Origin of the sequence: Pseudomonas sp. Seg1 (assembly GCF_018326005.1) — a bacterium.
Classification (GTDB): Bacteria; Pseudomonadota; Gammaproteobacteria; order Pseudomonadales; family Pseudomonadaceae; genus Aquipseudomonas.
Genome location: NZ_AP021903.1, coordinates 5,598,109 through 5,624,574, shown reverse-complemented (window position 1 = coordinate 5,624,574; position 26,466 = coordinate 5,598,109). Strand labels below are relative to the sequence as shown.

Sequence of the window (26,466 nt, the reverse complement as noted above, 5' to 3'; positions counted from 1 at the left end):
CAAGTCACAAATAACGTCATGGGTGGCGCTGGGTCGCGCTGCCCTCAAGCTAAGGTTGAAGATGATGCGGAGCAAGGTGACAGGTGCGCAGCGTTGGGTCGTGAAGATCGGCAGCGCTTTGCTGACAGCTGATGGCAAAGGGCTGGATCGTGCGGCAATGAGTGTTTGGGTCGAGCAGATGGTGGCCTTGCATGAGGCCGGCGTCGAGTTGGTGCTGGTGTCCTCCGGGGCAGTGGCGGCCGGCATGAGCCGTTTGGGCTGGACCGCACGACCCAGTGCGATGCACGAGCTCCAGGCGGCCGCGGCAATTGGCCAGATGGGGCTGGTGCAGGCTTGGGAGTCGAGCTTCGCCGAGCATGGTCGGCACACTGCGCAGATTCTCCTGACTCACGACGACCTCTCCGATCGCAAGCGCTACCTGAACGCCCGCAGCACCTTGCGTGCGCTGGTCGAGCTGAAAGTCATTCCGGTGATCAATGAAAACGACACCGTGGTCACCGATGAAATCCGTTTTGGTGACAACGACACGCTGGCAGCGCTGGTGGCCAACCTGGTTGAAGCCGATTTGCTGGTGATTCTCACGGATCGCGATGGCATGTTCGACGCTGATCCGCGTAACAATCCCGAGGCTCAGCTGATTTATGAGGCTCGCGCCGATGATCCGGCTCTGGATGCGGTTGCGGGTGGAACTGGCGGTGCGCTGGGGCGGGGCGGCATGCAGACCAAGTTGCGTGCGGCGCGTCTGGCTGCGCGTTCCGGTGCGCATACCATCATTGTCGGTGGGCGTCTTGAGCGTGTACTTGATCGCCTGAAGGCGGGTGAGCGTATCGGCACCTTGCTGTCGCCTGAGCGTGGCATGCTCGCGGCGCGCAAGCAGTGGCTGGCTGGGCATCTGCAGACTCGCGGCACGCTGGTGTTGGATGATGGGGCGGTGTCGGCGTTATCCCAAGGCAACAAGAGCTTGCTGCCAGTGGGTGTGAAGTTGGTGCAGGGCAGTTTCCGTCGCGGTGAGATGGTGGTCTGTGTGGCGCCGGATGGTCGTGAAATCGCCCGTGGTCTCGCCAATTACAGTGCGCTGGAAGCGCAAAAAATTATCGGTCAGTCGTCAGAGGCGATTGTCGGTTTGCTGGGTTACATGGCTGAGCCGGAATTGGTTCATCGTGACAACCTGATTCTGGTTTAAGGAAAACTTGATGCGTATAGCAAAAGGATTGTTGGGTCTGTTGATGGCGTTGCCGTTGCTGGCCTCGGCCGAAGAGATCGGTCAGGTATCGACAGTGTTCAAGCTTGTCGGTCCAAATGATCGGATCGTGGTCGAGGCGTTTGATGATCCGAAGGTCGAGGGTGTGACCTGCTATCTATCGCGCGCCAAGACTGGGGGCGTGAAAGGTGGCTTGGGTCTGGCTGAGGATCGCGCCGAAGCCTCGATCGCCTGCCGTCAGGTGGGTCCGATCAAGTTCAAAGGCGAGCTGAAGGATGGTGACGAGGTGTTCAAGGAGCGCACGTCGCTGGTGTTCAAGACCATGCAGGTGGTGCGCTTCCTCGACAAGAAGCGCAACACGCTGGTGTATCTGGTCTACAGCGATCGCGTGATCGAGGGTAGTCCGCAGAATGCGGTGACCGCCATCCCTATTCTGCCGTGGGTGCCGGTTCAGCAATAACGCGCAAATCAGATGTGCAATGTGGGAGGGGATGAGTCCCCTCCCATTTTTTATGAGCGGGATTTACCAAATCGCAGGCAATAAAAAACCGACCCTGAGGTCGGTTTTTTAATGACTACGTCGATTAAGCAGCTTCTTTCAGCGCTTTAACGTGGCCATTCAGGCGGCTCTTATGGCGAGCAGCCTTGTTCTTGTGGATGATGCCTTTATCGGCCATACGGTCGATAACTGGCACAGCCAGAACGTATGCAGCTTGAGCTTTTTCAGCGTCTTTTGCGTCGATGGCTTTAACTACATTCTTGATGTAGGTGCGAACCATGGAACGCAGGCTGGCGTTGTGGCTGCGACGCTTCTCAGCCTGTTTTGCACGTTTTTTGGCGGAAGGTGAGTTGGCCACCGTCGAGCTCCTCGAAAGACTTTTTAGGAAATAGCAAACAAAATAGGCCGCGAATCATGCCGATGAGTTGAAGTCTTGTCAAGGGCACTTGAAACGTTCCGCTAAGTGGTAGGTATAAAGAGGCGGGATATTTATTTCCGGCGCTTGACCTGTAAACTCGCGAGCTTTGGCTCTGTGCTGCTGCGGCGCGGAGTATCGCACAAGTAGGCGCTTTGTTCGCCTGCTGTTTATCGACAGGCACAAATTCCCTCAATGAATCTGCTCAAATCGTTGGCCGCCGTCAGCTCTATCACGATGCTTTCCCGTGTTTTGGGGTTTGTTCGTGACACGCTGATTGCTCGCACATTCGGCGCCGGGATGGCGACGGATGCCTTCTTTATTGCCTTCAAATTGCCCAATCTGCTGCGGCGGATCTTCGCCGAGGGCGCTTTCTCGCAGGCATTTGTGCCGATTCTGGCCGAATACAAAAGCCAACAGGGCGAGGAGGCGACACGCACATTCATTGCCTACGTTTCGGGGTTGCTGACCTTGGTGTTGGCCGTGGTCACTGCGCTGGGCATGATCGCGGCGCCCTGGGTGATCTGGGCCACGGCGCCCGGTTTCACCGACACACCGGAAAAATTCCAGCTCACCTCCGATCTGTTGCGGGTGACGTTCCCTTATATATTGCTGATCTCGCTGTCGTCGCTGGCCGGTGCGATTCTCAATACCTGGAACCGCTTTTCGGTGCCGGCGTTTGTGCCGACCCTGCTTAACGTCAGCATGATCGTGTTTTCGCTGTTCCTGACGCCGTACTTCGATCCGCCGGTCATGGCCTTGGGCTGGGCCGTGCTGGTGGGCGGTCTGGCGCAACTGCTTTATCAACTGCCGCACCTGAAAAAGATCGGCATGCTGGTGTTGCCGCGCCTGAACCTGCGCGATAGCGGTGTCTGGCGGGTAATGAAGCAGATGTTGCCGGCGATCCTCGGCGTGTCGGTCAGTCAGATTTCGCTGATTATCAACACCATCTTCGCCTCGTTTCTGGTCGCGGGCTCGGTGTCGTGGATGTATTACGCCGACCGCTTGATGGAATTGCCATCCGGCGTGCTCGGCGTGGCGCTGGGCACCATTCTGCTGCCGACGCTGGCGAAAACCTACGCCAGCAAGGATCGCCATGAGTATTCGCGAATCCTCGATTGGGGTCTGCGTCTGTGCTTTGTGCTGGTGCTGCCGTGTGCACTGGCGCTGGGGATTCTCGCTGAACCGTTGACCGTATCGCTGTTCCAGTACGGTCAGTTCAGTGGCTTCGATGCCGAAATGACCCAGCGGGCGCTGATTGCCTATTCTGTCGGTCTGCTCGGGATTATCGTGATCAAAGTGCTGGCGCCGGGCTTTTATGCGCAACAGAACATTCGTACCCCGGTGAAAATCGCGATCTTCACCCTGGTGGTCACTCAATTATTCAACCTGGTATTGATTGGTCCGTTGGCGCACGCCGGCCTGGCGCTCGCGATCAGTGCCGGCGCGTGCCTGAATGCCGGGCTGCTGTTCTATCAATTGCGCAAACAAAAGATGTATCAACCGCAACCGGGTTGGTACATGTTCGGCTTCAAACTGGTAGTGGCTGTGGTGGTAATGTCCGCAGTATTGCTGATCGGCATGCATTTCATGCCCGCGTGGGATCAAGGCCACATGCTTGAGCGCTTCCTGCGTCTTGGCGCTTTGGTGGTTGCCGGTGTGGTCGCTTATTTCGGTATGTTGCTGCTGCTCGGTTTCCGTCTGCGTGACTTCAATCGCAAGGCCTTGAGCTGAGGTTTCACCCTTTATGAACGGGCGCGGGCCGGCAGTTTTGTCGGCTCGATCACTTTGCGTTACGGTGTTGCCTGTCGTCGACCGTCGGGTGTGGTTATAATCGACCACTTTATGAGCAAGAAGCGCGTTATGCAGCTGGTTCGAGGCCTCCACAACTTGCGCCCCCAGCATCGGGGCTGCGTCGCCACTATTGGCAACTTTGACGGTGTTCACCGTGGTCACCAGGCTATCCTGGCCCGACTGCGTGAGCGTGCGCTCGAGTTGGGCGTACCCAGCTGCGTGGTGATTTTCGAGCCGCAGCCACGGGAATTCTTTGCGCCAGAGACCGCGCCGGCGCGTCTGGCACGGTTGCGCGACAAGCTGCAACTGCTGGCGGCCGAAGGCGTTGACCGGGTTCTGTGCCTGGCATTCAACCAGCGCTTGAGCAAGCTCAGCGCCAGTGAGTTCGTCGATACCATTCTGGTGGACGGCCTCGGCGTACAACATCTGGAAGTGGGTGACGACTTCCGCTTCGGCTGCGATCGCCTCGGCGATTTCGATTTTTTGTTGCAGGCCGGGCAAGTTCACGGCTTCACCGTTGAAGCTGCGCAAACCGTCGAGCTGGACGGCATTCGCGTCAGCAGCACCCAGGTGCGCAACGCGTTGGCCGCCGCAGATTTCGCGCTGGCCGAACGTTTGCTCGGCCGTCCGTACCGCATCGCCGGTCGCGTGCTGCATGGCCAGAAACTGGCCCGGCAACTGGGTACGCCCACGGCCAACATTCAACTCAAGCGTCGTCGCGTGCCGTTCACCGGGGTGTATCTGGTGGATGTCGATATTGACGGCAAAACCTGGCCCGGCGTCGCCAATATCGGCGTGCGGCCCACGGTGCAAGGTGATGGCAAGGCCCACCTTGAGGTTCATCTTTTAGATTTTGCCGGCGATCTGTATGACCGGCGTTTGACGGTGGTTTTCCACCAAAAGCTGCGTGAAGAGCAGCGATTCGCCTCCCTGGAGGCATTGAAAACGGCGATCAATGCGGATGTCGCCACCGCCCGTGCACTAGCCGCACCTAGCGCCCATCGCTAATGAAGAGCCTTAAATGACCGACTATAAAGCCACGCTTAACCTTCCGGACACCGCCTTCCCAATGAAGGCCGGCCTGCCACAGCGCGAACCGCAGATCCTGCAGCGCTGGGACAGTATTGGCCTGTACGGAAAGTTGCGCGAGATTGGCAAGGATCGTCCGAAGTTCGTCCTGCACGACGGCCCTCCGTATGCCAACGGCACGATCCACATCGGTCACGCACTGAACAAGATTCTCAAGGACATGATCATCCGCTCGAAAACCCTTTCGGGTTTCGACGCGCCGTATGTTCCGGGTTGGGACTGCCACGGCCTGCCGATCGAGCACAAGGTTGAAGTGACCCACGGCAAGAACCTGGGCGCGGACAAGACCCGCGAACTGTGCCGTGCCTACGCCACCGAGCAGATCGAAGGTCAGAAGACCGAGTTCATCCGCCTCGGCGTGCTGGGCGACTTCGCCAATCCGTACAAGACCATGGACTTCAAGAACGAGGCCGGTGAAATCCGTGCCCTCGCCGAAATCGTCAAGGGCGGCTTCGTGTTCAAGGGCCTCAAGCCAGTGAACTGGTGCTTCGACTGCGGTTCGGCCCTGGCCGAAGCCGAAGTCGAGTACGAGAACAAGAAGTCCTCGACCATCGACGTGGCGTTCCCGATCGCTGACGAGGCCAAACTGGCCGCCGCGTTCGGTCTGCCGTCGCTGAGCAAGCCTGCCTCGATCGTGATCTGGACCACCACCCCGTGGACCATCCCGGCCAACCAGGCACTGAACGTTCACCCGGAATTCAACTACGCGCTGGTTGATATCGGCGACAAGCTGCTGGTGCTGGCAGAAGAGCTGGTTGAGGCCTGCCTGGCGCGCTATGGCGTCGAAGGCTCGGTCATCGCGACCACCACCGGTAAAGAACTGGAACTGATCAACTTCCGTCACCCGTTCTACGACCGTCTGTCGCCAGTGTATCTGGCTGACTACGTCGAACTGGGCGCCGGCACCGGCGTGGTTCATTCCGCTCCGGCCTACGGTGTGGACGACTTCGTGACCTGCAAGAAGTACGGCATGGTCAACGACGACATCCTCAATCCGGTGCAGAGCAACGGCGTTTACGTGCCGTCGCTGGAATTCTTCGGTGGTCAGTTCATCTGGAAGGCCAACCCGGCCATCGTCGACAAGCTGACCGAAGTCGGTGCGCTGATGCACACCACCGTCATCGAGCACAGCTACATGCACTGCTGGCGCCACAAGACCCCGCTGATCTACCGCGCCACCGCGCAGTGGTTCATCGGCATGGACAAAGAGCCGGTCAGCGGCGACACCCTGCGTGTGCGCTCGCTCAAAGCCATCGAAGACACCAAGTTCGTTCCGGCCTGGGGCCAGGCGCGTCTGCACTCGATGATCGCCAACCGTCCGGACTGGTGCATCTCCCGTCAGCGCAACTGGGGCGTGCCGATCCCGTTCTTCCTCAACAAGGAAAGCGGCGAACTGCACCCGCGCACTGTCGAGCTGATGGAAGAAGTCGCCAAGCGCGTTGAAGTCGAAGGCATCGAAGCCTGGTTCAAGCTCGACGCCGCCGAACTGCTGGGTGATGAAGCACCGCAGTACGACAAGATCAGCGACACCCTCGACGTCTGGTTCGATTCGGGTACCACGCACTGGCACGTCCTGCGCGGTTCGCATCCGATGGGTCACGAGACCGGCCCGCGTGCCGACCTGTACCTGGAAGGTTCCGACCAGCACCGTGGCTGGTTCCACTCGTCGCTGCTGACCGGTTGCGCCATCGACAACCACGCGCCGTACCGCGAGCTGCTGACCCACGGTTTCACCGTCGACGAGTCTGGTCGCAAGATGTCCAAGTCGCTGGGCAACGTGATCGCGCCGCAGAAAGTCAACGACACTCTGGGCGCCGACATCATGCGTCTGTGGGTGGCTTCGACCGACTACTCCGGTGAAATGGCGGTTTCCGAACAGATCCTGCAACGCAGCGCGGACGCCTATCGTCGTATCCGTAACACCGCGCGCTTCCTGCTCTCGAACCTGACCGGCTTCAACCCGGCCACTGACATCCTGCCGGCTGAAGAAATGCTCGCGCTGGATCGTTGGGCGGTAGACCGCACCCTGCTGCTGCAACGCGAGTTGCAAGAGCATTACGGCGAATATCGTTTCTGGAACGTCTACTCGAAGATCCACAACTTCTGCGTGCAGGAGCTGGGTGGTTTCTACCTCGACATCATCAAGGACCGTCAGTACACCACTGGCGCCGACAGCAAGGCTCGTCGTTCGTGCCAGACCGCGCTGTTCCATATCTCCGAAGCGCTGGTGCGCTGGATCGCACCGATCCTGGCGTTCACCGCCGATGAGCTGTGGCAGTACCTGCCGGGCGAGCGCAATGAATCCGTCATGCTCAACACCTGGTATGAGGGTCTGACCGAGCTGCCGGAAGGCTTCGAGCTGGGTCGCGCCTACTGGGATCGCATCATGGAAGTGAAGGTTGCGGTCAACAAAGAGATGGAAATCCAGCGCGCGGCCAAGGCCGTCGGTGGCAACCTGCAGGCCGAAGTGACGCTGTTCGCCGAAGAGGCGCTGAGCGCCGATCTGGCCAAGCTGAGCAACGAACTGCGCTTCGTTCTGATCACTTCGACCGCCAGCGTCGCGCCGTTTGTACAGGCTCCGGCTGACGCGGTGGTCACCGAAGTCAGCGGCCTGAAGCTGCAGATCGTCAAATCGGCCTTCCCGAAATGCGCCCGTTGCTGGCACTGCCGTGAAGACGTCGGCGTGAACCCGGAGCATCCGGAGATCTGCGGTCGTTGCGTCGACAACATCAGCGGCGCAGGCGAGGTTCGTCACTATGCCTGATTCCCTTGGCCGTTTCGGACGGTTGAGCTGGCTCTGGTTGAGTTTGCTGGTTCTGGTCATCGACCAGGCCAGCAAGTTCTACTTCGAAGGCAAGCTCGAAATGTTCCAGCAGATCGTGATCATTCCCGATTACTTCAGCTGGACCCTGGCCTACAACACCGGCGCTGCGTTCAGCTTCCTGGCTGACAGCTCCGGCTGGCAGCGCTGGTTGTTCGCCCTGATCGCGATTGTGGTCAGTGCGGTGCTGGTGGTCTGGCTCAAACGTCTTGGCCGTAACGAAACCTGGCTGGCCATCGCTTTGGCGCTGGTGCTGGGCGGGGCGCTGGGCAATCTGTATGACCGCATTGCCCTGGGCCATGTGATCGATTTCATTCTGGTGCACTGGCAGAATCGCTGGTACTTCCCGGCGTTCAACTTCGCCGACAGCGCCATCACCGTGGGTGCGGTGATGCTGGCACTGGATATGTTCAAAAGTAAAAAGACCGGAGAAGCCGTTCATGACTGAACAGGTATTGGCTGAGCAACGCATCGGCCAGAACACGGAAGTCACTTTGCACTTTGCATTGCGCCTGGAGAACGGCGACACCGTCGACAGTACGTTCGACAAGGCCCCGGCGACCTTCAAGGTCGGCGACGGCAACCTGCTGCCGGGTTTCGAAGCGGCGCTGTTCGGTTTCAAGGCCGGTGACAAGCGTACGCTGACCGTCGAGCCGGAAAACGCCTTCGGCCAGCCGAACCCGCAGAACGTGCAGGTTATTCCGCGTTCGCAGTTTGCCGACATGGAACTGTCGCCGGGTTTGCTGGTGATCTTCAACGATGCGGCCAATACTGAGCTGCCGGGCGTGGTGAAAGAATTCGATGACGCGCAAGTGACCGTCGACTTCAACCATCCGCTGGCGGGGAAGACGCTGACCTTTGACGTCGAGATCATCAACGTCAAAGCGCTGTAAGCAACAACGCATAACCACTGTGGAAGTGGACTTGTTGTGATGAGGGGATTCATCCTCGATGGGGGGCGAAGCTTCCCAAAATCAGGCACCGAGATCTTTAACGGGAAAGCGCTGTCGGGTTTTACGATTGCTTCGTAATCGATCGGGGATAAATCCCCTCGCCACAACAAGCCCGCTCCCACAGGGACTGCAATGATCTATTTTCTTGCGCGCAAGACACGAGGCACAGCATGCAAATCAAACTCGCCAACCCCCGTGGCTTCTGCGCCGGCGTGGACCGGGCGATCGAAATCGTCAACCGCGCCCTGGAAGTTTTCGGGCCGCCGATCTACGTGCGTCATGAAGTGGTGCACAACAAGTTCGTCGTCGAAGACCTGCGCAGTCGTGGCGCGGTTTTCGTCGAAGAACTGGATCAGGTGCCGGACGATGTCATCGTGATTTTCAGTGCTCACGGCGTATCGCAAGCCGTGCGCACCGAAGCCGCCGGCCGTGGCCTGAAGGTGTTTGACGCCACTTGCCCACTGGTGACCAAGGTGCACATCGAAGTGGCGAAATACAGCCGCGACGGTCGTGAATGCATCCTGATCGGCCACGCCGGTCATCCGGAAGTCGAAGGCACCATGGGTCAGTACGACGCCAGCAACGGTGGCGCGATCTATCTCGTCGAAGACGAAAAAGACGTCGCCGAACTGCAAGTGCATAACCCGGAAAAACTGGCCTTTGTCACCCAGACCACCCTGTCGATGGATGACACCAGCCGGGTCATCGATGCCTTGCGCACGCGCTTCCCGGCTATCGGCGGCCCACGCAAGGACGACATTTGCTACGCCACGCAAAACCGTCAGGACGCGGTCAAGCAACTGGCCGATGAATGCGACGTGGTGCTGGTGGTCGGCAGCCCGAACAGTTCCAACTCCAACCGCTTGCGTGAGCTCGCTGAACGCATGGCCACACCGGCCTACCTGATCGACGGCGCCGAAGACCTGCAAAAGAGCTGGTTCGATGGCGTCGAGCGCATCGGCATCACCGCCGGTGCCTCTGCTCCGGAAGTCCTGGTGCGTGGTGTGATTCAGCAGTTGCAGGCCTGGGGCGCTACCGGTGCCGATGAGCTGGCCGGTCGCGAAGAGAACATCACGTTCTCGATGCCTAAAGAGCTGCGCGTCCGTTCGATCTGACGTTTTTGGTTTTCTGACACAGCGCCTGTTCAGTCTTGTCACTGCCCAGGCGCACCCGACCGGTCGCCGCCAGTACGATCTGATGCTGGCTGACCGGCTCGCGAATCGAACAGACATGTAAAGTCCCTGCCTGAAAGGCCCGCCCGGGCATCAGCGGTTGGCCCAGATTGCTGAACCGCACATAACGACTCACCGACCAGTTGCCGACAATGGGCACCTTCGCGTCAATCGCACGCTCTACCAGCAGCGGATTGCTGCTGTCTCCCGGCCCCTTGCCGCTGATATCCAGAACGATCCGCCAGCCCTGACCCCAGTCGCCGTTGATGGCATGAATCACCACACTCTGATTGTGGGTGAGCGCCAGCGTTCGGGCATGGCGAATACCGTAGAGCAGGGATTGCGCGGCCTCATCCCGATGGTTCGACTCCGTGAGTGTGGCAAACGCCGGACTGACCAGCAGCAGAACAATTGCGCCAATCGCCAGTCCCATAAGCAGTTCGATCAGGCTGGATCCCTGTTGCGACATGAAAACTCCCTCCATGGAGTGCGGTGGTTGACGCGATCCGTGCGCCGGGCAGGGCAAATCAACCGACACAGGTCGGTTGAATGTTCTAGCGTGTAGAAGCAGGTATAGCCGACGGCAACGGAGGGCACCGATGGATCATCGTACAAAAGGTTTCACGCTGATCGAGTTGCTGGTCGCGATTGCCATCTTCGTGATCATGATCACTCTGGCGGTGCCGGCATTTACCCGCTCGATACAAGGCAGCAAAGCCGATACGGAAATGGGCGACCTGCAGCGGGCAATCAATTTCGCAAGACTTGAGGCCATTGATCGAGGCGTGACCACCCGCCTGCGTCCAACCGCCGGGGGCAGCGTCTGGACCGGCGAATTGTCGGTCTACGACAGTACTGGCACTCCGGCCAATGTGTTGCGGGTTGTTCCGGCAATGAGCAGTGGTGCGACTCTGACGCTAACCTCTGGAGTGACCGCGCTGGATTTCAACAATCTGGGAGGTCTGGCGGCGCCGTCCACGGCGGTGGCCATCAGTTACACGTTGGGCACGCAAAGCAGGACGCTGAACGTGTGTTTGAACGGACGAATTCAACTGGGTGGAAGTTGCGGATGAGGGCAGGGAGCAAGGGCGTACAGCAAGGCATGACGCTGATTGAAGTGTTGGTCGCGTTGCTGATTCTGACGGTCGGACTGCTGGGGGCGGCGGCGGTGCAATTGAATGCACTGAAGTACACCGACAGTTCACGCATGACCAGTCAGGCCAGTTTCATCGCCTACGACATGATGGACCGCATCCGCGCCAACTCCGGCGCCGATTACACGGTCACGCCACCGACCTCCGGTAACCTCGGCGTGACACGTGATCAGGATCTCTACGACTTCACCACCAACATCGTCAATTTCGGCGGGCCGACGGCCACCGGCAGCATCACTCTTAACCAACGGGTCTACACGATCACCATCACCTGGAGTGACGCCCGGGCAGCGAATACCGCCAGTGCCCAGCGCAGTTTTGTGCTGAGCAGCCGCGCTGCGGTGGATCCGGTGGCCACACCATGAAGCGCCAAAACCAGGGTTTCGGTCTGATTGAATTGCTGATCGCTCTGGCACTGGGGCTGATCGTGGTATTAGGCGTGGTGCAGACGTTCATCGCGGCAAAAAACACCTATGTCAGTCAGAACAGCGCCGCCGCCATGCAGGAGGACGCACGTTTTGTGTTGAGCAAGATGATTCAGGAAATACGCATGGTGGGCATGTTCGGATGCCTAGGCACTATCACCGACTCGAGCACGGCCGGTGATTTCAATGCGGCGCAGATCACACCGATCAGTTGGGACAATGCCAATCTCAAACTGACCCTGGTGACCTCGGATGTCGGCAGTGGCGGTGGCACGCCTACCTGGACGGTGCTGTCCGATTGCCGTAACAGCGCGACGGCCTATACCGGCTTGCGTAGTCCGGCGACCGGGCAGATCGCTTTCCCGATCCGGCGTCTGATCTACAACTTCAGTAACAACCAGATCCTGATGGGGACCGGCAGCGGCACGCCAACCCAGCAGGTGCTGGTCAACAACGTCAGTGCGTTCAACGTGACGTTTGGTCTGGCCAGTTCTGCGACGGATGTCGCGGCATCGACTTACAGCGCCAATCCCAGCGATCCGGCACGTATTCGCAGTGTGCGTCTGAGCCTGACCCTCACCGATCCGAATAACCGGGTGAGCAATCAAACCTTCAACGTGGTTGCCGCCTTGCGCAACCGCTTGCAATGAGGGCCTGAGCGATGATGATTTCTTTGCATCAGCGACAGGCACAGCGCGGCATGGTGCTTCTGGTCAGTCTGGTGTTTCTGCTGCTGCTGACGCTGATCGGGCTGTCGTCGATGCAGAGTGCCAACCTGCAGGAAAAAATGGCCGGTAGCGTGAGCCTGCGCAATCAGTCGTTCCAGACCGCCGAAGCAGCGTTGCGCGTGGGCGAGAGCGCAGTGCAACTGGACAGTTATTCGTTGGCGGTGTGCAGCGGCACGACGCAATGTGCGCCTCCGGCAGAGTCATCAGTGGTCAGTGCGGCGGGGCTCAATTCGACCTCGGGGGTGACCTGGATCGCAGCGGGCAATGGCTTTTATGGTGTGCAGAACATCGGGACGACACTCACCGCCGTCAATGTACCGAGCAACACTTCGGCAACGCTGTATCGGGTGACCGCTGTCGGCATTGCCGGCACTTCGCGTAGCGTGGTGGAGAGTGTCTATGCGAAGTATTGAACGCTGCGGATCGCTGCTGATTGGCATACTGATGAGTTTGTATCTGGCCGCACCGGCCTGGGCGTTCACGCCGTCCGACTCGCCGCTGCTGAGTGCGGCGGCGGTGCCACCCAACGTCATGCTGCTGATCGACGACTCGGGGAGTATGAACAGCATCATTTACGCGGCGGGGTTCGATCCGACTGTCGATCGCACACCGGCCCGGCAATGTAACGCCTTGCTCGGCTTGTGCCTGAGTTCGACGGCGATCACCGGTGATCCGATATTTCTATCGAGCTTGCCGACTTCGGGATGTTCCGGCGGGGCATACGCGTTCTACAACAACAGCCTGGCGCCGCTATGCCTGAAACTGCCGGATCCTGTGGGCAGCGGCAACACCCGCTATTCAGGGGATTACATTTCTTACGTGGTCGGGCTGGCCATCAATAACGGCACCCGGGATTTCACCAACGGGGCAATCCCCAACGACTACCGCATCAACGTTGCGCGCAACGTTTCCACGGCGCTGGTTACCAGTAACCGGACCCTGCGCATGGGCCTGTCGACTTTCAATCCGGCCACCAGCAACAACTCCGGCAATGGCGGCTACATTGCCCGCTCCATCGCCGATCTGTCGCCAGTCTCCGGTAGCGTCACCCAGGCCCAGGCGGACACCAACTACAACGCGCTCATTTCAGCGATCAATAACTTGAGTGCCGTGGCCAACACGCCATTGGCCGAAACCTATTACGAAATCACCCGCTACATGCGCGGCATGGCGCCGTATTACAACTCCACGCCAGCCACCTATACCAGCCCGATTCAGTACCGCTGCCAGAGAAACTACGGCGTGGTGATTACTGACGGCTTGCCGACCTATGACCGAACCTTTCCAACTAACGATCCGCTCGGCGGTACCCGATTGCCGAACTGGGACGGCGTCAACAATGACGGCAATAACCTCAATGGCGATAACGAAGGCGACACGCTGTATCTGGATGACATCGCCAAATTCGCCTTCGATATCGACATGCGCTCGACCGGCACCGACGCGGCAGGCAAGAGCTGGAACGCGGTGGATTTTCCCAAGCAGAACATGAACACCTACACCGTGGGTTTCACCGCTGATAACGACATGCTCTCGGATGCGGCGAGTTACGGGCAGGGCCGCTACTATCAGGCGACCGACAGCACCGGTCTCAATGCCGCATTGTCGTCGGCACTCAGCGACATCACCTCCAAGGCGGGTTCCGGCGGTAGCGGTGTTACCAGCGGCACCACACTGGCCAGCGGCACCAGTTATTTCCAGACCAGTTACGACCCCAAGGACTGGCGTGGCACGATCAAGTCCTTCGGCTTTAACTCGGCGGGCGCGGTCAATACATCTGCGACCCTCTGGACCACCGACACCACCATCGTTCCGAGCGCTACCGCGCCGGCTTACCAGTCGTGGAATACCACCAGTAACGCGGCGGTGACGCTGGCTTACGGCAATTTTTCCGCGACACAACAGACCACGCTGGGCCAAGGTCTGCCCACCGGCATCACCGGCAATGATCTGGTGGAATGGAGCAAAGGCACCAACAAGACCGGGCTCAAGGTGCGCAGTGTGTTGCTGGGCGACATCATCAACTCGCCACTGGTGCTGGCTTCACCTACGGATAAAACCGCCTCCGACCTGTCTGGCGATACCACTTACACCAGTTACCTGACCACTAAGGCGGCGAACATGAGTGCCAGTCTGGTGGTGAACGCCAACGACGGTTTCGTCAACGTGATCAACTCGGCCAACGGCACCCGGCGTTACGCCTACATGCCGTCCAGCGTGTTGCCGTCTCTGCGCCTGATTGCCGATCCGACCTACATCAACGGCGTCAGCCACAAGTTTCTGGTGGACGGTCAGGTTGGCGTGTTTGACGCGCAACTCAACAGTGCCTGGAAAACCCTCGCCATCGGCGGCACCGGTGCTGGCGGCAAGACATTCTATGCATTGCAACTGTTCGACGCTTCGGCAGGCAACGTCCTTCGCGCACTTTGGGAAGTCAGTGCACCGGCCACCGCCAGCACCGCCAACGCTTTTAATGATCTGGGTTACGCCTATGCGCGGCCGGAAGTGGCACGCTTGGCCGACGGGCGTTGGGCAGCCTTTATCGCCAACGGTTACGGCAGCAACTCGGGCGTGGCGGCGCTGTACGTGCTGGATGTGCGGGATGGGTCACTGATCAAGAAAATCGTCATCGACAGTACGGAAACCACCAACGGCCTGTCCTCGGTGAAGCTCAAGGTCAATTCGCAAAATGTCGTGCAGGCTGCCTATGGCGGTGACTTGAAAGGGCGACTGTGGAAGTTCGACCTGAGCGCGACATCGACCGACAGTTGGGGCGTGGCGTTTTCCGGCAAGCCGTTATTCACAACGGCGGGTGGGGCGACTCAGCCAATTACTGCGCAACCGTTGCTGGCTGACAATTCTCTGGGCGGCAAACAGATTTTCGTCGGCACCGGCAAGTTCAACGAAACCGCCGACAAGACCAACAAGGATTTGCAGGCGTTCTACTCGGTGTGGGATGCCGATGGTGGCTCGGGGCAGCTCACCGTCAGCAGTTTGCAGGCACAGGCAGTGACGGGCGTGTTCTCTGGCAGTACCGGGCAATTCATCACCACGACCCAGAACGACACGACGTACCCGGGCGAGAAGGGTTGGTACCTGCCGTTGGTGTATAACAACGCGCTGACTGGCGAGCGGGTAATCAATCAGGCCAGTCTGGTGCTTGGGCGGATCATCTTCACCACGGCGAGCGTTGATACCACCGATCCATGTTCCAGTTTTGGCACCGGCAAACTGGTCGAACTCGATGCGTTCAGCGGTAAGATGCTCAACTACGCGGTGCTCGATACCAACAACGATGGTGTGGTCGACAGCAATGACACGATTTCCAGTGGCGTGATATTCACCGGCGGCATTCCGACCCTGAACGCCATCGTCAACGGCGCAACGCGCAAGATTGTGAACGACTCCAGTGGCGGCATTACTACCCTGGTGGAAAAATCCGGCGGCGGCAGCCGTCGTATCATGTGGCGACAAATACAGTAAGCGAGAGTTTGAGGCATGCGCAGATCCAACCGAGGCTTTACCCTGATCGAAATCATGATTGTGATTGCGATCATCGGGATCATGCTCACCATCGGCATTCCAAGCTACACCGAATACGTGAAGAAGGGCCGTCGCGCCGAAGTGGTATCGCTGCTGTCGGAACAGGCGCAGAGCCTCGAACGTTTCTACACCAAGAACAATATCTACACCGGCATCACCGGTCTGAGTGCAGGCAACGATTTTTATACGATCACGCCGACCATCACCGACCAGACCTTCCTGCTGACCGCTACCCGCAAGACGGGCACGGCCATGGCGACTGACAAGTGCGGGGATTTCACCCTGACCAACACGGGTGTCAGAAGCATGAACAACGCGACTACCGGGCTGACCACCAAGGATTGCTGGGGCCGCTGAGGCGCTTTCTTTCGGGCGCCTTTTGCGCCCACTGTCTTTTTTACGGTTGGATCAAACATGACCAGGCAACAGCAAGTGGTGATTGTCGGTGGCGGGGTGATTGGCCTGCTGACCGCCTACAATCTTGCTTCCGAAGTGCGCAGCGTGGTGCTGCTGGATCGTTCGAGCGTCGGCCAGGAATCGTCCTGGGCCGGTGGCGGCATCGTTTCTCCGCTGTATCCGTGGCGCTACAGCCCGGCAGTCACCGCGCTGGCGCATTGGTCGCAGGATTTTTATCCACAGCTCGGCGAGCGCCTGTTGGCTGATACCGGGGTTGATCCTGAGGTTCACACCACCGGCCTGTATTGGCTGGATCTGGATGACGAAGCTGAAGCCCTGGCTTGGGCCGAGCGCGAGAATCGCCCGTTGCGGGCTGTGGATATCTCGGCGGCGCACCAAGCGGTGCCGGTGCTTGGCAGTGGATTTTCGCGGGCGATCTACATGGCTGATGTGGCCAATGTCAGAAATCCGCGATTGGTCAAATCACTGAAAGCCGCGCTGTTGGCGCTGCCGAACGTGACCATCCACGAGCAGTGCGAAGTCAGCGGGTTTGTTCGCGAGGATGAGCGGGTGGTTGGCGTACAGACGTCCACGGGCGTGATCTCTGGCGATCAGGTGGTGCTGACCGCGGGTGCGTGGAGCGGTGATCTGCTCAAGACGTTGAACCTGTCGTTGCCGGTCGAGCCGGTCAAGGGCCAGATGATCCTTTACAAATGTGCGGCGGATTTCCTGCCGAGCATGGTGCTGGCCAAGGGGCGTTATGCGATTCCGCGTCGTGATGGGCACATCCTGATCGGCAGTACGCTGGAGCACGAAGGCTACGACAAGACGCCGACCGATGTGGCGCTGCAAAGCCTCAAGGCTTCGGCCGAGGAGCTGATACCTGCTTTGGCGGATGCCGAAGTGGTCGGGCATTGGGCTGGATTGCGGCCAGGATCACCGGAAGGGATTCCGTACATTGGCCGTGTGCCGGGGCATGAGGGCTTGTGGCTGAACTGCGGTCATTATCGCAACGGCTTGGTGCTGGCGCCGGCGTCGTGTCAGTTGTTTGCCGATGTGATGCTGGGGCGCACGCCGATTATTGATCCGGCGCCGTATGCGCCGACCGGGCGCATCTAGTCTGATGTTTATGGGTTTCTGTAAGGCCGCCATCGCGGGCAAGCCCGCTCCCACAGGCTTTTCAGCTTACGCAATTTAGCGGAAGCCTCGGACCACTGTGGGAGCGGGCTTGCCCGCGATGAGGTCTTCAGTCCAGACCGAGTTTTTTCAGGCGATAACGCATCGACCTGAACGACAGGCTCAACCGCTGCGCCGCCGCCGTCCGGTTCCAGCGGGTTTCCTCCAGTGCCTGCAAGATCAGTTTGCGTTCGACGTTCTCCAGATAATCTTCCAGATTGTCGATCTGCGTCAGATCGGCAATCGCGCCATCCGCCGCGCAGTTACCCTCGCTCAATCGTAGATCTTCAGTCTCGATCACGCGGTTCTCGCACAAGGTATGTGCCCGCTCGAGGACGTTTTCCAGTTCCCGCACATTGCCTGGAAAGCGGTAACTCTTCAGTGCCTCCAGGGCCTGCGGATGCAGGCGTGCCGCCGGTTGGCCGGTATCCTTGGCCAAGCGCTTGAGCATGTGCGCCGCCAGCACTTCAATGTCATCGCGGCGTTCGCGCAGGGACGGCACACGCAGTTCGATCACGTTGAGACGGTAATAGAGGTCCTGGCGAAAGCGCTCGGCGGTGACCTCCGCATCGAGGTCCTTGTGGGTTGCGCAGAGAATTCGCACATCAACCACGGTTTCCTGCTGACCGCCCACACTGCGCACGGCTTTCTCCTGAATTGCTCGCAGCAGTTTCACCTGCATCGACAGTGGCAAGTCCGCCACCTCATCAAGAAACAGTGTGCCGCCCTGCGCGGCCTGAAACAGCCCCGGTTTGTCCTCGACAGCCCCGGTGAAGCTGCCTTTGCGATGGCCGAAAAACTCGCTTTCCATCAGCTCCGACGGAATCGCCCCGCAGTTCACCGGCACGAATGGCTGACCGGCACGCGGGCCTTGTTCGTGGATCAGTCGCGCCACCAACTCTTTGCCACTGCCGGATTCGCCGCTGATGTACACCGGTGCCTGGCTGCGAGCGAGCTTGTCGATTTGCTTGCGCAGATTACGCATTGGCAATGAATCACCCAGCAGCCGTCGATCAATCGTGGTCGAAACCCCTCCCGCCGCCATGCGCAGGGCCGTTGCGACCAGTTCGCGCAGCCGGGTCAGGTCCACCGGTTTGGTGAGGAAGTCGAACGCCCCGGCCTTTAACGCGTTGATTGCCGTTTCGAGGCTGCCATAGGCGGTGATCATCGCCACCGGCAATTGTGGATAACGTTGCTGGATGTGCTGTACCAACTCCAGACCCGTGCCGTCGGGCAGGCGCATGTCGGTCAGGCACAGGTCGAACGTTTCGCGGTGCAACAGCGCCTGGGCTTCCGTCAGATTGCGTGCGCTGAAGGTGTCGAGTTTCATCCGTCCCAGGGTGATTTCCAGGAGTTCGCGGATATCCGGTTCGTCGTCGACGATGAGGATTTTTTGCCGTGGGCTCGTGTTCAACTTTGTTTCCGTCCGTGAGCAAAGGTGATGCGAAAGCAGCCGCCGCCTTGGCGTGGTTTGAAGTCTAGGCGCGCCTGGTTGCTTTCGCACAGCTCACGGGACAGATAAAGCCCAAGGCCGGTGCCCTGGCTGCTGGTGGTGAAGAACGGTTCGAATAGATGGGCCTGTTCATCAAGCGCCACGCCAGGGCCGTTGTCCTGCACTTCGAGCACCGCCAACTGGCTGTCGGGGTCAATGAACAGGGCCAGCCAGACTTCGGCTTGCTCGTGCAGAAGTCCGCTGTGACGCCAGCCATTACGTAACAGATTGTCGAGAATTTGTGTGAGCTGATTCGGGTCCATCAGGGTGGTGAAGTCGCCCGAGTGGATCCGCAAATGAATCTGCTGGCGCTCGGTGGCCTGTTCGCGGCTTTCGGCGACGAAGTTTTCCAGCCATGGTTTGAGATCCAGGCGTTGCGGGGCGCTCTGCTGGCGACGAGACAGTTGCAGGACGTTTTCGATGACTCGATTCATGCGTTTGGAGTGATCTTGAATAATCTGCGTCAGACGCCGATCTGCGCCATCGAGTTCCTCGGATTCGCCCAGCAACTGCGCGGCGTGACTGATGGCGCCCAGTGGATTGCGAATTTCGTGAGAAATACCGGCGGTCAAACGCCCCAGCGCAGCGAGTTTCAGTTGCTGAGCCTGTTGGGCGATTTGCGCGAGGTCTTCGAGAAACACCAGGGTTTGCTGGTTGGGGCTCTGTTCGAGGGCGATAAAGCTCGGCTGCAGTTCCAGGCCGTTACCGGGGATTTTCAGGCTTTGCGGACGCAGGGTCGGGTTGTTCATCCACAGTTGCAGGCGATCAACCAGCGCGGTGGAGTAATCGTCGATCAAATGGCCTTGAAGATGCGACTGCGCGAGCAAGGTCTGCGCGCTCTGGTTGGCCAGTTGCACCCGACGTTGCGCGTCGAGTACCAGAATCCCGGTGCGCATGCGTTGCAGGATCAGCGCGTTGAGGGCTTCCAGTCCGACCACTTCACTGGCTTTCTGCTCGGCCAGGGTTTCGCTGACTTCCAGTCGCCGGATCAGCCCCTGCACCAGCAACGACGCGGCAAAACACAATGCGCCAAGGGTGCCGGCCTGCAAATATTCATTGGCGCTCAGGGGATGGCTGAAACTCAGCAGAAAGCTCAAGGCGACAATGCCGAGGGCGCCAATGGCCGCGATCAGCAGGCCGATGCGTCGGCGCAGCAGGGTGTTGCTGATCGCCACCGAGACCACCAGCAAATTGCCGAGGGCACTCGCCACGCCACCCGCCGCATAGAACAGGCCACACAACAGCAGCACATCCACCAGCGCCAGACTGAATAGCTGGGCCGGGCGCCGGGTGTTCTCAAGGAACACCACCAGCAGGATGTTCAGCACCAGATACAGCCAACTGCCGCCGCGCAGCAGATCGTCGTTGGCCGACGTCAGCAGGCGATTGTCCATATTGCTGGAGATCAGCAGCACCAGCGTGATGCCGACACTCAAGCGGTAAAGATGATAAAGGCGCAGCAGACGCTGAGCCTGTTTCTGATCGGCGTTGGCGGCCTCAGCGATCACTGGCACCCGGGCCTTGCTCGAGGTGAGCCTGGCTGCAATACCACTGTTGTTGAAGGCTCAGCGCACGGTCGCGGGGCAGGTGTACGCCACAATGGGCGCAGCGCACCATCGGCGAAGCGTCTTGCTGGCGAGGGGAGGGCGCGGACGATGCAGGGGCCTTGAATTTGCGCCACAGCCATACCGCAGCAAAAATCAGGGCGATCCAGAATAATAAACGAAGCATGATGAGCAGCTTTTCGATTGATGATCCGGCAGTTTAGCCAAGGACCTGATCAGCGCACAGCGGATTAAAGCGCGGAAATGAAAAAGGGAGATCCGCAGATCTCCCTTTTCCGTACATCCGGTGTGATCAGTCGAACACGCCGAAAGTCATGTAGCTGAACCACGAGCGGTCGGTGTTGCTCGATTCCGGCTCCGGCTCTTCGATCACGTCGCCGTTCTCGTCTTTAGGCTTGAGCTCGTTCGGGATCGCATCTTTCGCGTCCTGGAACTGCTTCTGCACGTCCTGGTTGGCGCGGGTTTCACCCGGCGGCAGCGGTGGACGCGACTCGATCAGACCCAAAGTCGCCTTGCTCAGGAACGAACGGTTGTCGGCCTCGGCAACCCGTGGCACGAACTGGCCGTCTTGCAGGCTCGGGTGGTTCGGGTAGTTGAGCTTCAGGGTTTCCAGGCTGGTGGCCGCCAGATCGTCCAGGTGCAGACGCTGGTAGGCTTCAGTCATGACCGCCAGGCCGTCGCCGACCGATGGGGTTTCCTGGAAGTTTTCCACTACGTAACGGCCACGGTTGGCGGCGGCGACGTAAGCCTGACGGGTCAGGTAGTAGTCGGCCACGTGGATCTCGTAGGCCGCCAGCAGGTTGCGCAGGTAAATCATGCGCTGCTTGGCGTCCGGCGCGTAGCGGCTGTTCGGGTAACGACTGGTCAGCTGGGCGAACTCGTTGTAGGAGTCGCGGGCGGCGCCCGGGTCACGCTTGGTCATGTCCAGCGGCAGGAAGCGCGCCAGCAGGCCGACGTCCTGGTCGAAAGAAGTCAGACCTTTGAGGTAGTACGCGTAATCCACGTTCGGGTGCTGCGGATGCAAACGAATGAAACGCTCGGCGGCGGACTTTGCAGCTTCCGGCTCGGCGTTCTTGTAGTTGGCGTAGATCAGTTCCAGCTGCGCCTGATCGGCGTAGCGACCGAACGGATAACGCGACTCCAGAGCCTTCAGCTTGGCTGTGGCGCTGGTGTAGCTGTTGTTGTCCAGGTCAGTCTGAGCCTGCTGATACAGCTCGGCTTCGCTGAGGTTTTCGTCTACGACTTCCTTCGATGAGCAAGCAGCGGTCAATGCGAGGATGGCGATCAGCAGCAGGTGTTTCACTTGCATGGCGGCTTGCGTCCCTATGACGGCCGCTGTCTTGGGCGGGGCCGTCCTGTTATGATGAGCGCCCCGTTGAAAAGCCTCGGGGCAAAAGACGCCGTATTTAACCACAAGCGCGCAGCCGAAACCAAAAGCTGTGCCGACGCACAGTCAGAGCATGTCCGATAAAATTGAACTTCGCGCAGAGGTGCCGTCCGAATTGGGCGGCCAACGCCTCGATCAAGTCGCTGCCCAACTCTTCGCTGAGCACTCTCGCTCGCGCCTTTCCGCCTGGATCAAAGAAGGTCGCCTGACTGTGGACGGGGCGGTCATCCGCCCTCGCGACATTGTGCATGGCGGTGCCATCCTTGAGCTGACTGCCGAGCAGGAAGCCCAGGGCGAGTGGATCGCCCAGGACATCGAGCTCGACATCGTCTATGAAGATGACGACATCCTGGTAATCAACAAGCCTGCGGGCCTGGTGGTGCACCCGGCTGCCGGTCACGCCGATGGCACCTTGCTCAACGCCTTGCTGCACCATGTGCCGGACATCATCAATGTCCCGCGCGCCGGTATCGTGCATCGTCTGGACAAGGACACCACCGGTCTGATGGTGGTGGCCAAGACCATTCAGGCGCAGACAAAACTGGTTGCGCAGTTGCAGAGCCGCAGTGTCAGCCGGATCTACGAATGCATCGTGATTGGCGTGGTGACTGCCGGCGGCAAGATCAACGCGCCGATCGGTCGTCACGGCCAGCAGCGCCAGCGCATGGCGGTGATGGAGGGCGGCAAGCCTGCCGTCAGCCACTATCGCGTGCTGGAGCGTTTCCGTTCCCACACCCACGTACGGGTGAAACTGGAAACCGGCCGAACTCACCAGATCCGCGTACACATGGCGCACATCAACTTCCCGTTGGTGGGCGACCCGGCGTACGGCGGTCGTTTCCGCATTCCGCCGGCGGCGAACCTGAACATGGTCGAAACCCTCAAGAACTTCCCGCGGCAGGCTCTGCACGCGCGATTCCTTGAACTCGATCACCCGACGAGCGGTCAGCGCATGAGCTGGGAATCGCCGTTGCCGGAAGACTTCGTCTGGCTGTTGACCCTGCTCAAGCAGGATCGCGAGGCTTTCGTCGGATGAACTGGCTGACGCCGGACTGGCCCGCGCCGGCCAGCGTCAGGGCCTGTGTCACCACCCGCGAGGGGGGTGTCAGCGAGGCGCCGTTCGACAGTCTCAATCTGGGCGATCATGTTGATGACCGCCCGCAGGACGTTGCCGAGAACCGTCGGCGTCTGACTGAGCACTTCTCTATAAAGCCTGCCTGGTTGCAGCAAGTGCACGGAATCACCGTGGCCCATGCTGATCCAGGCGTGGTGGCGACCGCCGACGCCAGTTGGACGGCCACCCCCGGAATTGCCTGTGCGGCGATGACGGCTGATTGCCTGCCGGCGTTGTTCTGCGACCGCGCGGGTACTCGCGTAGCCGCTGCGCACGCCGGTTGGCGTGGTCTGGCGGCGGGCGTGCTGGAAGCGACGCTCGACACGTTGGATGTACCGGCAGAAGACGTGCTGGTCTGGCTCGGTCCAGCCATCGGTCCGCAAGCATTTGAAGTTGGCCCGGAAGTTCGGGAAGTCTTCATCAATCAATTATCTGAAGCAGCCGATGCCTTTGTCCCGAGCAGCAATGCCGGCAAGTTCATGGCTGACATCTATCTGCTGGCGCGCCTGCGTCTGGCTGAGCGAGGTGTCACTGCGGTTTATGGCGGCGGTTTCTGCACCGTGAACGATCCGCGCTTCTTTTCTTACCGCCGTGCGTCGCGCACCGGTCGCTTTGCCTCCCTCGTTTGGCTCACCCGCTAGACTTGCCTGACCTGAATCAACTCTCTGATGCTTGAATCTCCCAGAATCGACCGCATCTACAGTGGTATCTGGCAGGTTTCTTTATTCAGGATGGTTTCTTAGGTCCGGCCTGCTCAAAAGGAAGGTGACCCATGCGTATAGACCGTTTAACCAGCAAATTACAGTTGGCGTTATCCGACGCCCAATCCCTGGCCGTTGGCCACGATCATCCGGCCATCGAGCCGGCGCACTTGATGCAAGCCATGCTTGAACAGCAGGGTGGTTCGATCAAACCTCTGCTGATGCAGGTGGGCTTCGACGTCAACAGCTTGCGCAAAGAGCTGACCAAAGAGCTCGACCAATTACCGAAAATCCAGAATCCGACCGGCGACGTCAACATGTCGCAGGATCTGGCGCGCCTGCTCAATCAGGCCGATCGCCTGGCCCAGCAGAAGGGCGACCAGTTCATTTCCAGCGAACTGGTGCTGCTCGCCGCGATGGACGAGAACAGCAAGCTCGGCAAGTTGCTGCTCGGCCAGGGCGTGAGCAAGAAAGCCCTGGAAAACGCGATCAACAACCTGCGCGGCGGTGAAGCTGTCAATGACGCCAACCACGAAGAGTCGCGTCAGGCGTTGGACAAGTACACCGTTGACCTGACCAAGCGTGCCGAAGACGGCAAGCTTGACCCGGTGATCGGCCGTGACGACGAAATTCGTCGCACCATTCAGGTTCTGCAACGCCGCACCAAAAACAACCCGGTGCTGATCGGTGAGCCTGGTGTGGGTAAAACCGCCATCGCCGAAGGTCTGGCCCAGCGCATCATCAACGGCGAAGTGCCGGATGGCCTCAAAGGCAAGCGTCTGCTGTCGCTGGACATGGGCGCGCTGATTGCCGGTGCGAAGTATCGCGGTGAGTTCGAAGAACGCCTGAAATCGCTGCTCAACGAGCTATCGAAGCAGGAAGGGCAGATCATTCTGTTCATCGACGAACTGCACACCATGGTCGGCGCCGGTAAGGGCGAAGGTTCGATGGACGCCGGCAACATGCTCAAGCCTGCACTGGCTCGCGGCGAGTTGCATTGCGTCGGCGCGACCACGCTCAACGAGTATCGCCAATATATAGAGAAGGACGCAGCGCTCGAGCGACGCTTCCAGAAAGTTCTGGTGGATGAGCCAAGCGAAGAAGACACCATCGCCATCCTGCGGGGCCTCAAGGAGCGTTACGAGGTTCACCACAAGGTGGCGATCACCGACGGCGCGATCATCGCGGCAGCGAAGCTCAGCCATCGTTACATCACTGATCGGCAACTGCCGGACAAGGCCATCGACCTGATCGACGAGGCCGCCAGCCGCATCCGCATGGAAATCGACTCCAAGCCGGAAGTGCTCGATCGTCTGGAACGTCGCCTGATTCAGTTGAAGGTGGAATCCCAGGCGCTGAAGAAAGAAAGCGACGACGCGGCGAAGAAACGCCTGGAAAAACTTCAGGAAGAAATCGAGCGTCACGAGCGTGAGTACTCGGATCTGGAAGAAATCTGGAACTCGGAAAAGGCCGAGGTGCAGGGTTCTGCGCAGATTCAGCAGAAGATCGAACAGTCGCGTCAGGAACTGGAAGCTGCACGCCGCAAAGGCGACCTGAACCGCATGGCCGAGTTGCAGTACGGGGTGATCCCGGATCTGGAGCGCAGTCTGCAAATGGTCGATCAGCACGGCAAGAGCGAAAACCAGCTGCTGCGCAGCAAGGTGACTGAGGAAGAAATCGCTGAAGTCGTCTCGAAGTGGACCGGCATCCCCGTGTCGAAAATGCTCGAAGGCGAGCGCGACAAGCTGATGAAGATGGAAAGCCTGTTGCACCAACGTGTGATCGGTCAGGACGAAGCCGTGGTGGCGGTGGCCAACGCAGTGCGGCGTTCGCGTGCCGGGTTGTCCGACCCGAATCGCCCGAGCGGCTCGTTCATGTTCCTCGGCCCGACCGGTGTCGGTAAAACCGAGCTGTGCAAGGCGCTGGCCGAATTCCTCTTTGATACCGAAGAGGCGATGGTGCGGATCGACATGTCCGAGTTCATGGAGAAACATTCCGTGGCTCGCTTGATCGGTGCGCCACCGGGATACGTCGGTTACGAAGAGGGTGGTTATCTGACCGAAGCGGTACGCCGCAAGCCTTACTCGGTGATCCTGCTGGACGAAGTCGAGAAGGCGCACCCGGATGTGTTCAACATTCTCCTGCAGGTGCTTGAGGATGGTCGCCTGACTGACAGCCATGGCCGCACGGTGGACTTCCGCAATACCGTGATCGTCATGACCTCTAACCTCGGTTCGGTGCAGATCCAGGAACTGGTCGGTGATCGTGAGGCGCAACGTGCTGCAGTAATGGATGCGCTGACGTCGCACTTCCGTCCGGAGTTCATCAACCGGGTCGACGAGGTGGTGATCTTCGAGCCACTGGCGCGGGATCAGATCGCGGGCATTACCGAGATCCAGTTGGGTCGTCTGCGTACGCGTCTGGCCGAGCGTGAATTGAGGCTGGAGCTGAGTCCGGAAGCAATGGACAAGCTGATTGCTGTCGGTTACGACCCGGTCTATGGCGCGCGTCCTTTGAAACGGGCGATTCAACGCTGGATCGAAAACCCGCTGGCGCAGTTGATCCTTTCGGGTCACTTCATGCCAGGCGACACGGCGACCGGCACTGTCGAGAACGACGAAATCGTTTTCAACTGAGCCCAAGCGTCAATGAAAATTGGAAGGCCCCACATCGTGGGGCCTTTTTTTTCGTTAGGCTGTTGAACTCAAAGGAAAAGGCTTGTAAAGTGCGCCCCGCAGTCAGTCACCCACAGGGTTTCAGCTCACTGAGCAGAAATCTGAAATAAGTTGCAAATCATTAACTTGAAAGCAATTTAGGGGGTTGACAGAGGTGATCTAGGTT

The 26,466-nt window shown here is 59.4% G+C and carries 24 protein-coding genes; 18 read left to right on the top strand and 6 right to left on the bottom strand.

Features of this window, described 5'->3' with window-relative positions:
- Positions 1–64 precede the first annotated feature (64 nt).
- Together proB and KI231_RS25255 are read left to right on the top strand one after the other, a co-directional pair.
- Positions 65–1,183 carry a glutamate 5-kinase gene (gene proB, locus KI231_RS25260; protein WP_103303601.1) on the top strand — a complete coding sequence of 373 codons (1,119 nt, stop codon included), beginning with the start codon at positions 65–67 and terminating at the stop codon, positions 1,181–1,183.
- Between the two features lie 10 nt (positions 1,184–1,193).
- Positions 1,194–1,661: a CreA family protein gene (locus KI231_RS25255; RefSeq protein ID WP_103303600.1), complete on the top strand. Its 468-nt coding sequence runs from the start codon at positions 1,194–1,196 to the stop codon at positions 1,659–1,661.
- A 124-nt stretch (positions 1,662–1,785) separates the two neighbouring features.
- Here the strand turns inward: KI231_RS25255 and rpsT are convergent, their stop codons facing one another.
- Entirely contained in the window at positions 1,786–2,058 is a 273-nt protein-coding gene (gene rpsT / locus KI231_RS25250; protein ID WP_003228351.1) for a 30S ribosomal protein S20, read from the bottom strand.
- Between the two features lie 252 nt (positions 2,059–2,310).
- Between rpsT and murJ the strand changes: the two genes are divergently transcribed.
- The 6 genes from murJ to ispH all read left to right on the top strand — a co-directional run bounded on the left by murJ (position 2,311) and on the right by ispH (position 9,887).
- On the top strand, positions 2,311–3,849 hold the full coding sequence (murJ, locus tag KI231_RS25245) for a murein biosynthesis integral membrane protein MurJ (RefSeq protein ID WP_213026628.1): 1,539 nt from the start codon (positions 2,311–2,313) through the stop codon (positions 3,847–3,849).
- Positions 3,850–3,978: 129 nt separating this feature from the next.
- Positions 3,979–4,917 (top strand): bifunctional riboflavin kinase/FAD synthetase, encoded by a 939-nt coding sequence (ribF, locus tag KI231_RS25240; RefSeq protein WP_042561145.1) that lies wholly within the window; start codon positions 3,979–3,981, stop codon positions 4,915–4,917.
- Between the two features lie 13 nt (positions 4,918–4,930).
- A complete protein-coding gene (gene ileS, locus KI231_RS25235) occupies positions 4,931–7,762 on the top strand; it encodes an isoleucine--tRNA ligase (protein WP_103303597.1) in 2,832 nt (943 codons plus the stop codon).
- On the top strand, positions 7,755–8,267 hold the full coding sequence (lspA, locus tag KI231_RS25230; RefSeq protein ID WP_103303596.1) for a signal peptidase II: 513 nt from the start codon (positions 7,755–7,757) through the stop codon (positions 8,265–8,267). The genes ileS and lspA overlap by 8 nt, the downstream gene beginning before the upstream one ends.
- A 7-nt stretch (positions 8,268–8,274) precedes the next feature.
- Positions 8,275–8,712: an FKBP-type peptidyl-prolyl cis-trans isomerase gene (fkpB, locus tag KI231_RS25225; RefSeq protein WP_177431389.1), complete on the top strand. Its 438-nt coding sequence runs from the start codon at positions 8,275–8,277 to the stop codon at positions 8,710–8,712.
- Between the two features lie 230 nt (positions 8,713–8,942).
- Positions 8,943–9,887 (top strand): 4-hydroxy-3-methylbut-2-enyl diphosphate reductase, encoded by a 945-nt coding sequence (gene ispH, locus KI231_RS25220; RefSeq protein ID WP_103303594.1) that lies wholly within the window; start codon positions 8,943–8,945, stop codon positions 9,885–9,887.
- On the opposite strand, the gene KI231_RS25215 is transcribed toward ispH, so the two are convergent.
- Positions 9,859–10,413, bottom strand: a complete 555-nt coding sequence (locus KI231_RS25215) for a GspH/FimT family pseudopilin (protein WP_213026627.1) — start codon at positions 10,411–10,413, stop codon at positions 9,859–9,861. The genes ispH and KI231_RS25215 overlap by 29 nt on opposite strands.
- 130 nt (positions 10,414–10,543) lie before the next feature.
- Here KI231_RS25215 and KI231_RS25210 point away from each other — a divergent pair, with 130 nt between their 5' ends.
- Genes KI231_RS25210 through thiO form a run of 7 tightly spaced genes read left to right on the top strand, consistent with a single transcriptional unit; the run spans position 10,544 to position 17,309 of the window.
- Positions 10,544–11,017 (top strand): GspH/FimT family pseudopilin, encoded by a 474-nt coding sequence (locus KI231_RS25210; protein ID WP_103303592.1) that lies wholly within the window; start codon positions 10,544–10,546, stop codon positions 11,015–11,017.
- Positions 11,014–11,463 carry a type IV pilus modification protein PilV gene (pilV, locus tag KI231_RS25205; RefSeq protein WP_103303591.1) on the top strand — a complete coding sequence of 150 codons (450 nt, stop codon included), beginning with the start codon at positions 11,014–11,016 and terminating at the stop codon, positions 11,461–11,463. The genes KI231_RS25210 and pilV overlap by 4 nt, the downstream gene beginning before the upstream one ends.
- Entirely contained in the window at positions 11,460–12,173 is a 714-nt protein-coding gene (locus KI231_RS25200) for a PilW family protein (RefSeq protein WP_103303590.1), read from the top strand. The genes pilV and KI231_RS25200 overlap by 4 nt, the downstream gene beginning before the upstream one ends.
- Before the next feature lie 11 nt (positions 12,174–12,184).
- Complete coding sequence (locus KI231_RS25195; protein ID WP_103303589.1) at positions 12,185–12,664, top strand: pilus assembly PilX family protein; 480 nt, start codon at positions 12,185–12,187, stop codon at positions 12,662–12,664.
- A complete protein-coding gene (locus tag KI231_RS25190; RefSeq protein WP_213026626.1) occupies positions 12,651–15,734 on the top strand; it encodes a pilus assembly protein in 3,084 nt (1,027 codons plus the stop codon). The genes KI231_RS25195 and KI231_RS25190 overlap by 14 nt, the downstream gene beginning before the upstream one ends.
- Positions 15,735–15,749: 15 nt before the next feature.
- A complete protein-coding gene (locus KI231_RS25185) occupies positions 15,750–16,151 on the top strand; it encodes a type IV pilin protein (RefSeq protein ID WP_103303587.1) in 402 nt (133 codons plus the stop codon).
- A 57-nt stretch (positions 16,152–16,208) separates the two neighbouring features.
- Entirely contained in the window at positions 16,209–17,309 is a 1,101-nt protein-coding gene (gene thiO / locus KI231_RS25180; protein ID WP_213026625.1) for a glycine oxidase ThiO, read from the top strand.
- 127 nt (positions 17,310–17,436) lie between these two features.
- Here thiO and KI231_RS25175 read toward each other — a convergent pair whose 3' ends face one another.
- The 4 genes from KI231_RS25175 to KI231_RS25160 form a co-directional block, all read right to left on the bottom strand.
- Positions 17,437–18,780, bottom strand: a complete 1,344-nt coding sequence (locus tag KI231_RS25175; RefSeq protein WP_213026624.1) for a sigma-54-dependent transcriptional regulator — start codon at positions 18,778–18,780, stop codon at positions 17,437–17,439.
- Positions 18,777–20,366 carry a sensor histidine kinase gene (locus KI231_RS25170; protein WP_213026623.1) on the bottom strand — a complete coding sequence of 530 codons (1,590 nt, stop codon included), beginning with the start codon at positions 20,364–20,366 and terminating at the stop codon, positions 18,777–18,779. The genes KI231_RS25175 and KI231_RS25170 overlap by 4 nt, the downstream gene beginning before the upstream one ends.
- Entirely contained in the window at positions 20,356–20,589 is a 234-nt protein-coding gene (locus KI231_RS25165) for a PP0621 family protein (protein WP_103303583.1), read from the bottom strand. The genes KI231_RS25170 and KI231_RS25165 overlap by 11 nt, the downstream gene beginning before the upstream one ends.
- Before the next feature lie 126 nt (positions 20,590–20,715).
- Complete coding sequence (locus tag KI231_RS25160; RefSeq protein WP_093434846.1) at positions 20,716–21,732, bottom strand: outer membrane protein assembly factor BamD; 1,017 nt, start codon at positions 21,730–21,732, stop codon at positions 20,716–20,718.
- Positions 21,733–21,883: 151 nt separating this feature from the next.
- On the opposite strand from KI231_RS25160, the gene rluD reads away from it, so the two are divergent.
- The 3 genes from rluD to clpB all read left to right on the top strand — a co-directional run bounded on the left by rluD (position 21,884) and on the right by clpB (position 26,261).
- Positions 21,884–22,846 carry a 23S rRNA pseudouridine(1911/1915/1917) synthase RluD gene (gene rluD / locus KI231_RS25155; RefSeq protein WP_103303582.1) on the top strand — a complete coding sequence of 321 codons (963 nt, stop codon included), beginning with the start codon at positions 21,884–21,886 and terminating at the stop codon, positions 22,844–22,846.
- On the top strand, positions 22,843–23,565 hold the full coding sequence (gene pgeF / locus KI231_RS25150) for a peptidoglycan editing factor PgeF (RefSeq protein ID WP_213026622.1): 723 nt from the start codon (positions 22,843–22,845) through the stop codon (positions 23,563–23,565). The genes rluD and pgeF overlap by 4 nt, the downstream gene beginning before the upstream one ends.
- Positions 23,566–23,696: 131 nt before the next feature.
- Positions 23,697–26,261, top strand: coding sequence for an ATP-dependent chaperone ClpB (gene clpB / locus KI231_RS25145; RefSeq protein WP_213026621.1), 2,565 nt, complete (start codon positions 23,697–23,699; stop codon positions 26,259–26,261).
- Positions 26,262–26,466: the final 205 nt, after the last annotated feature.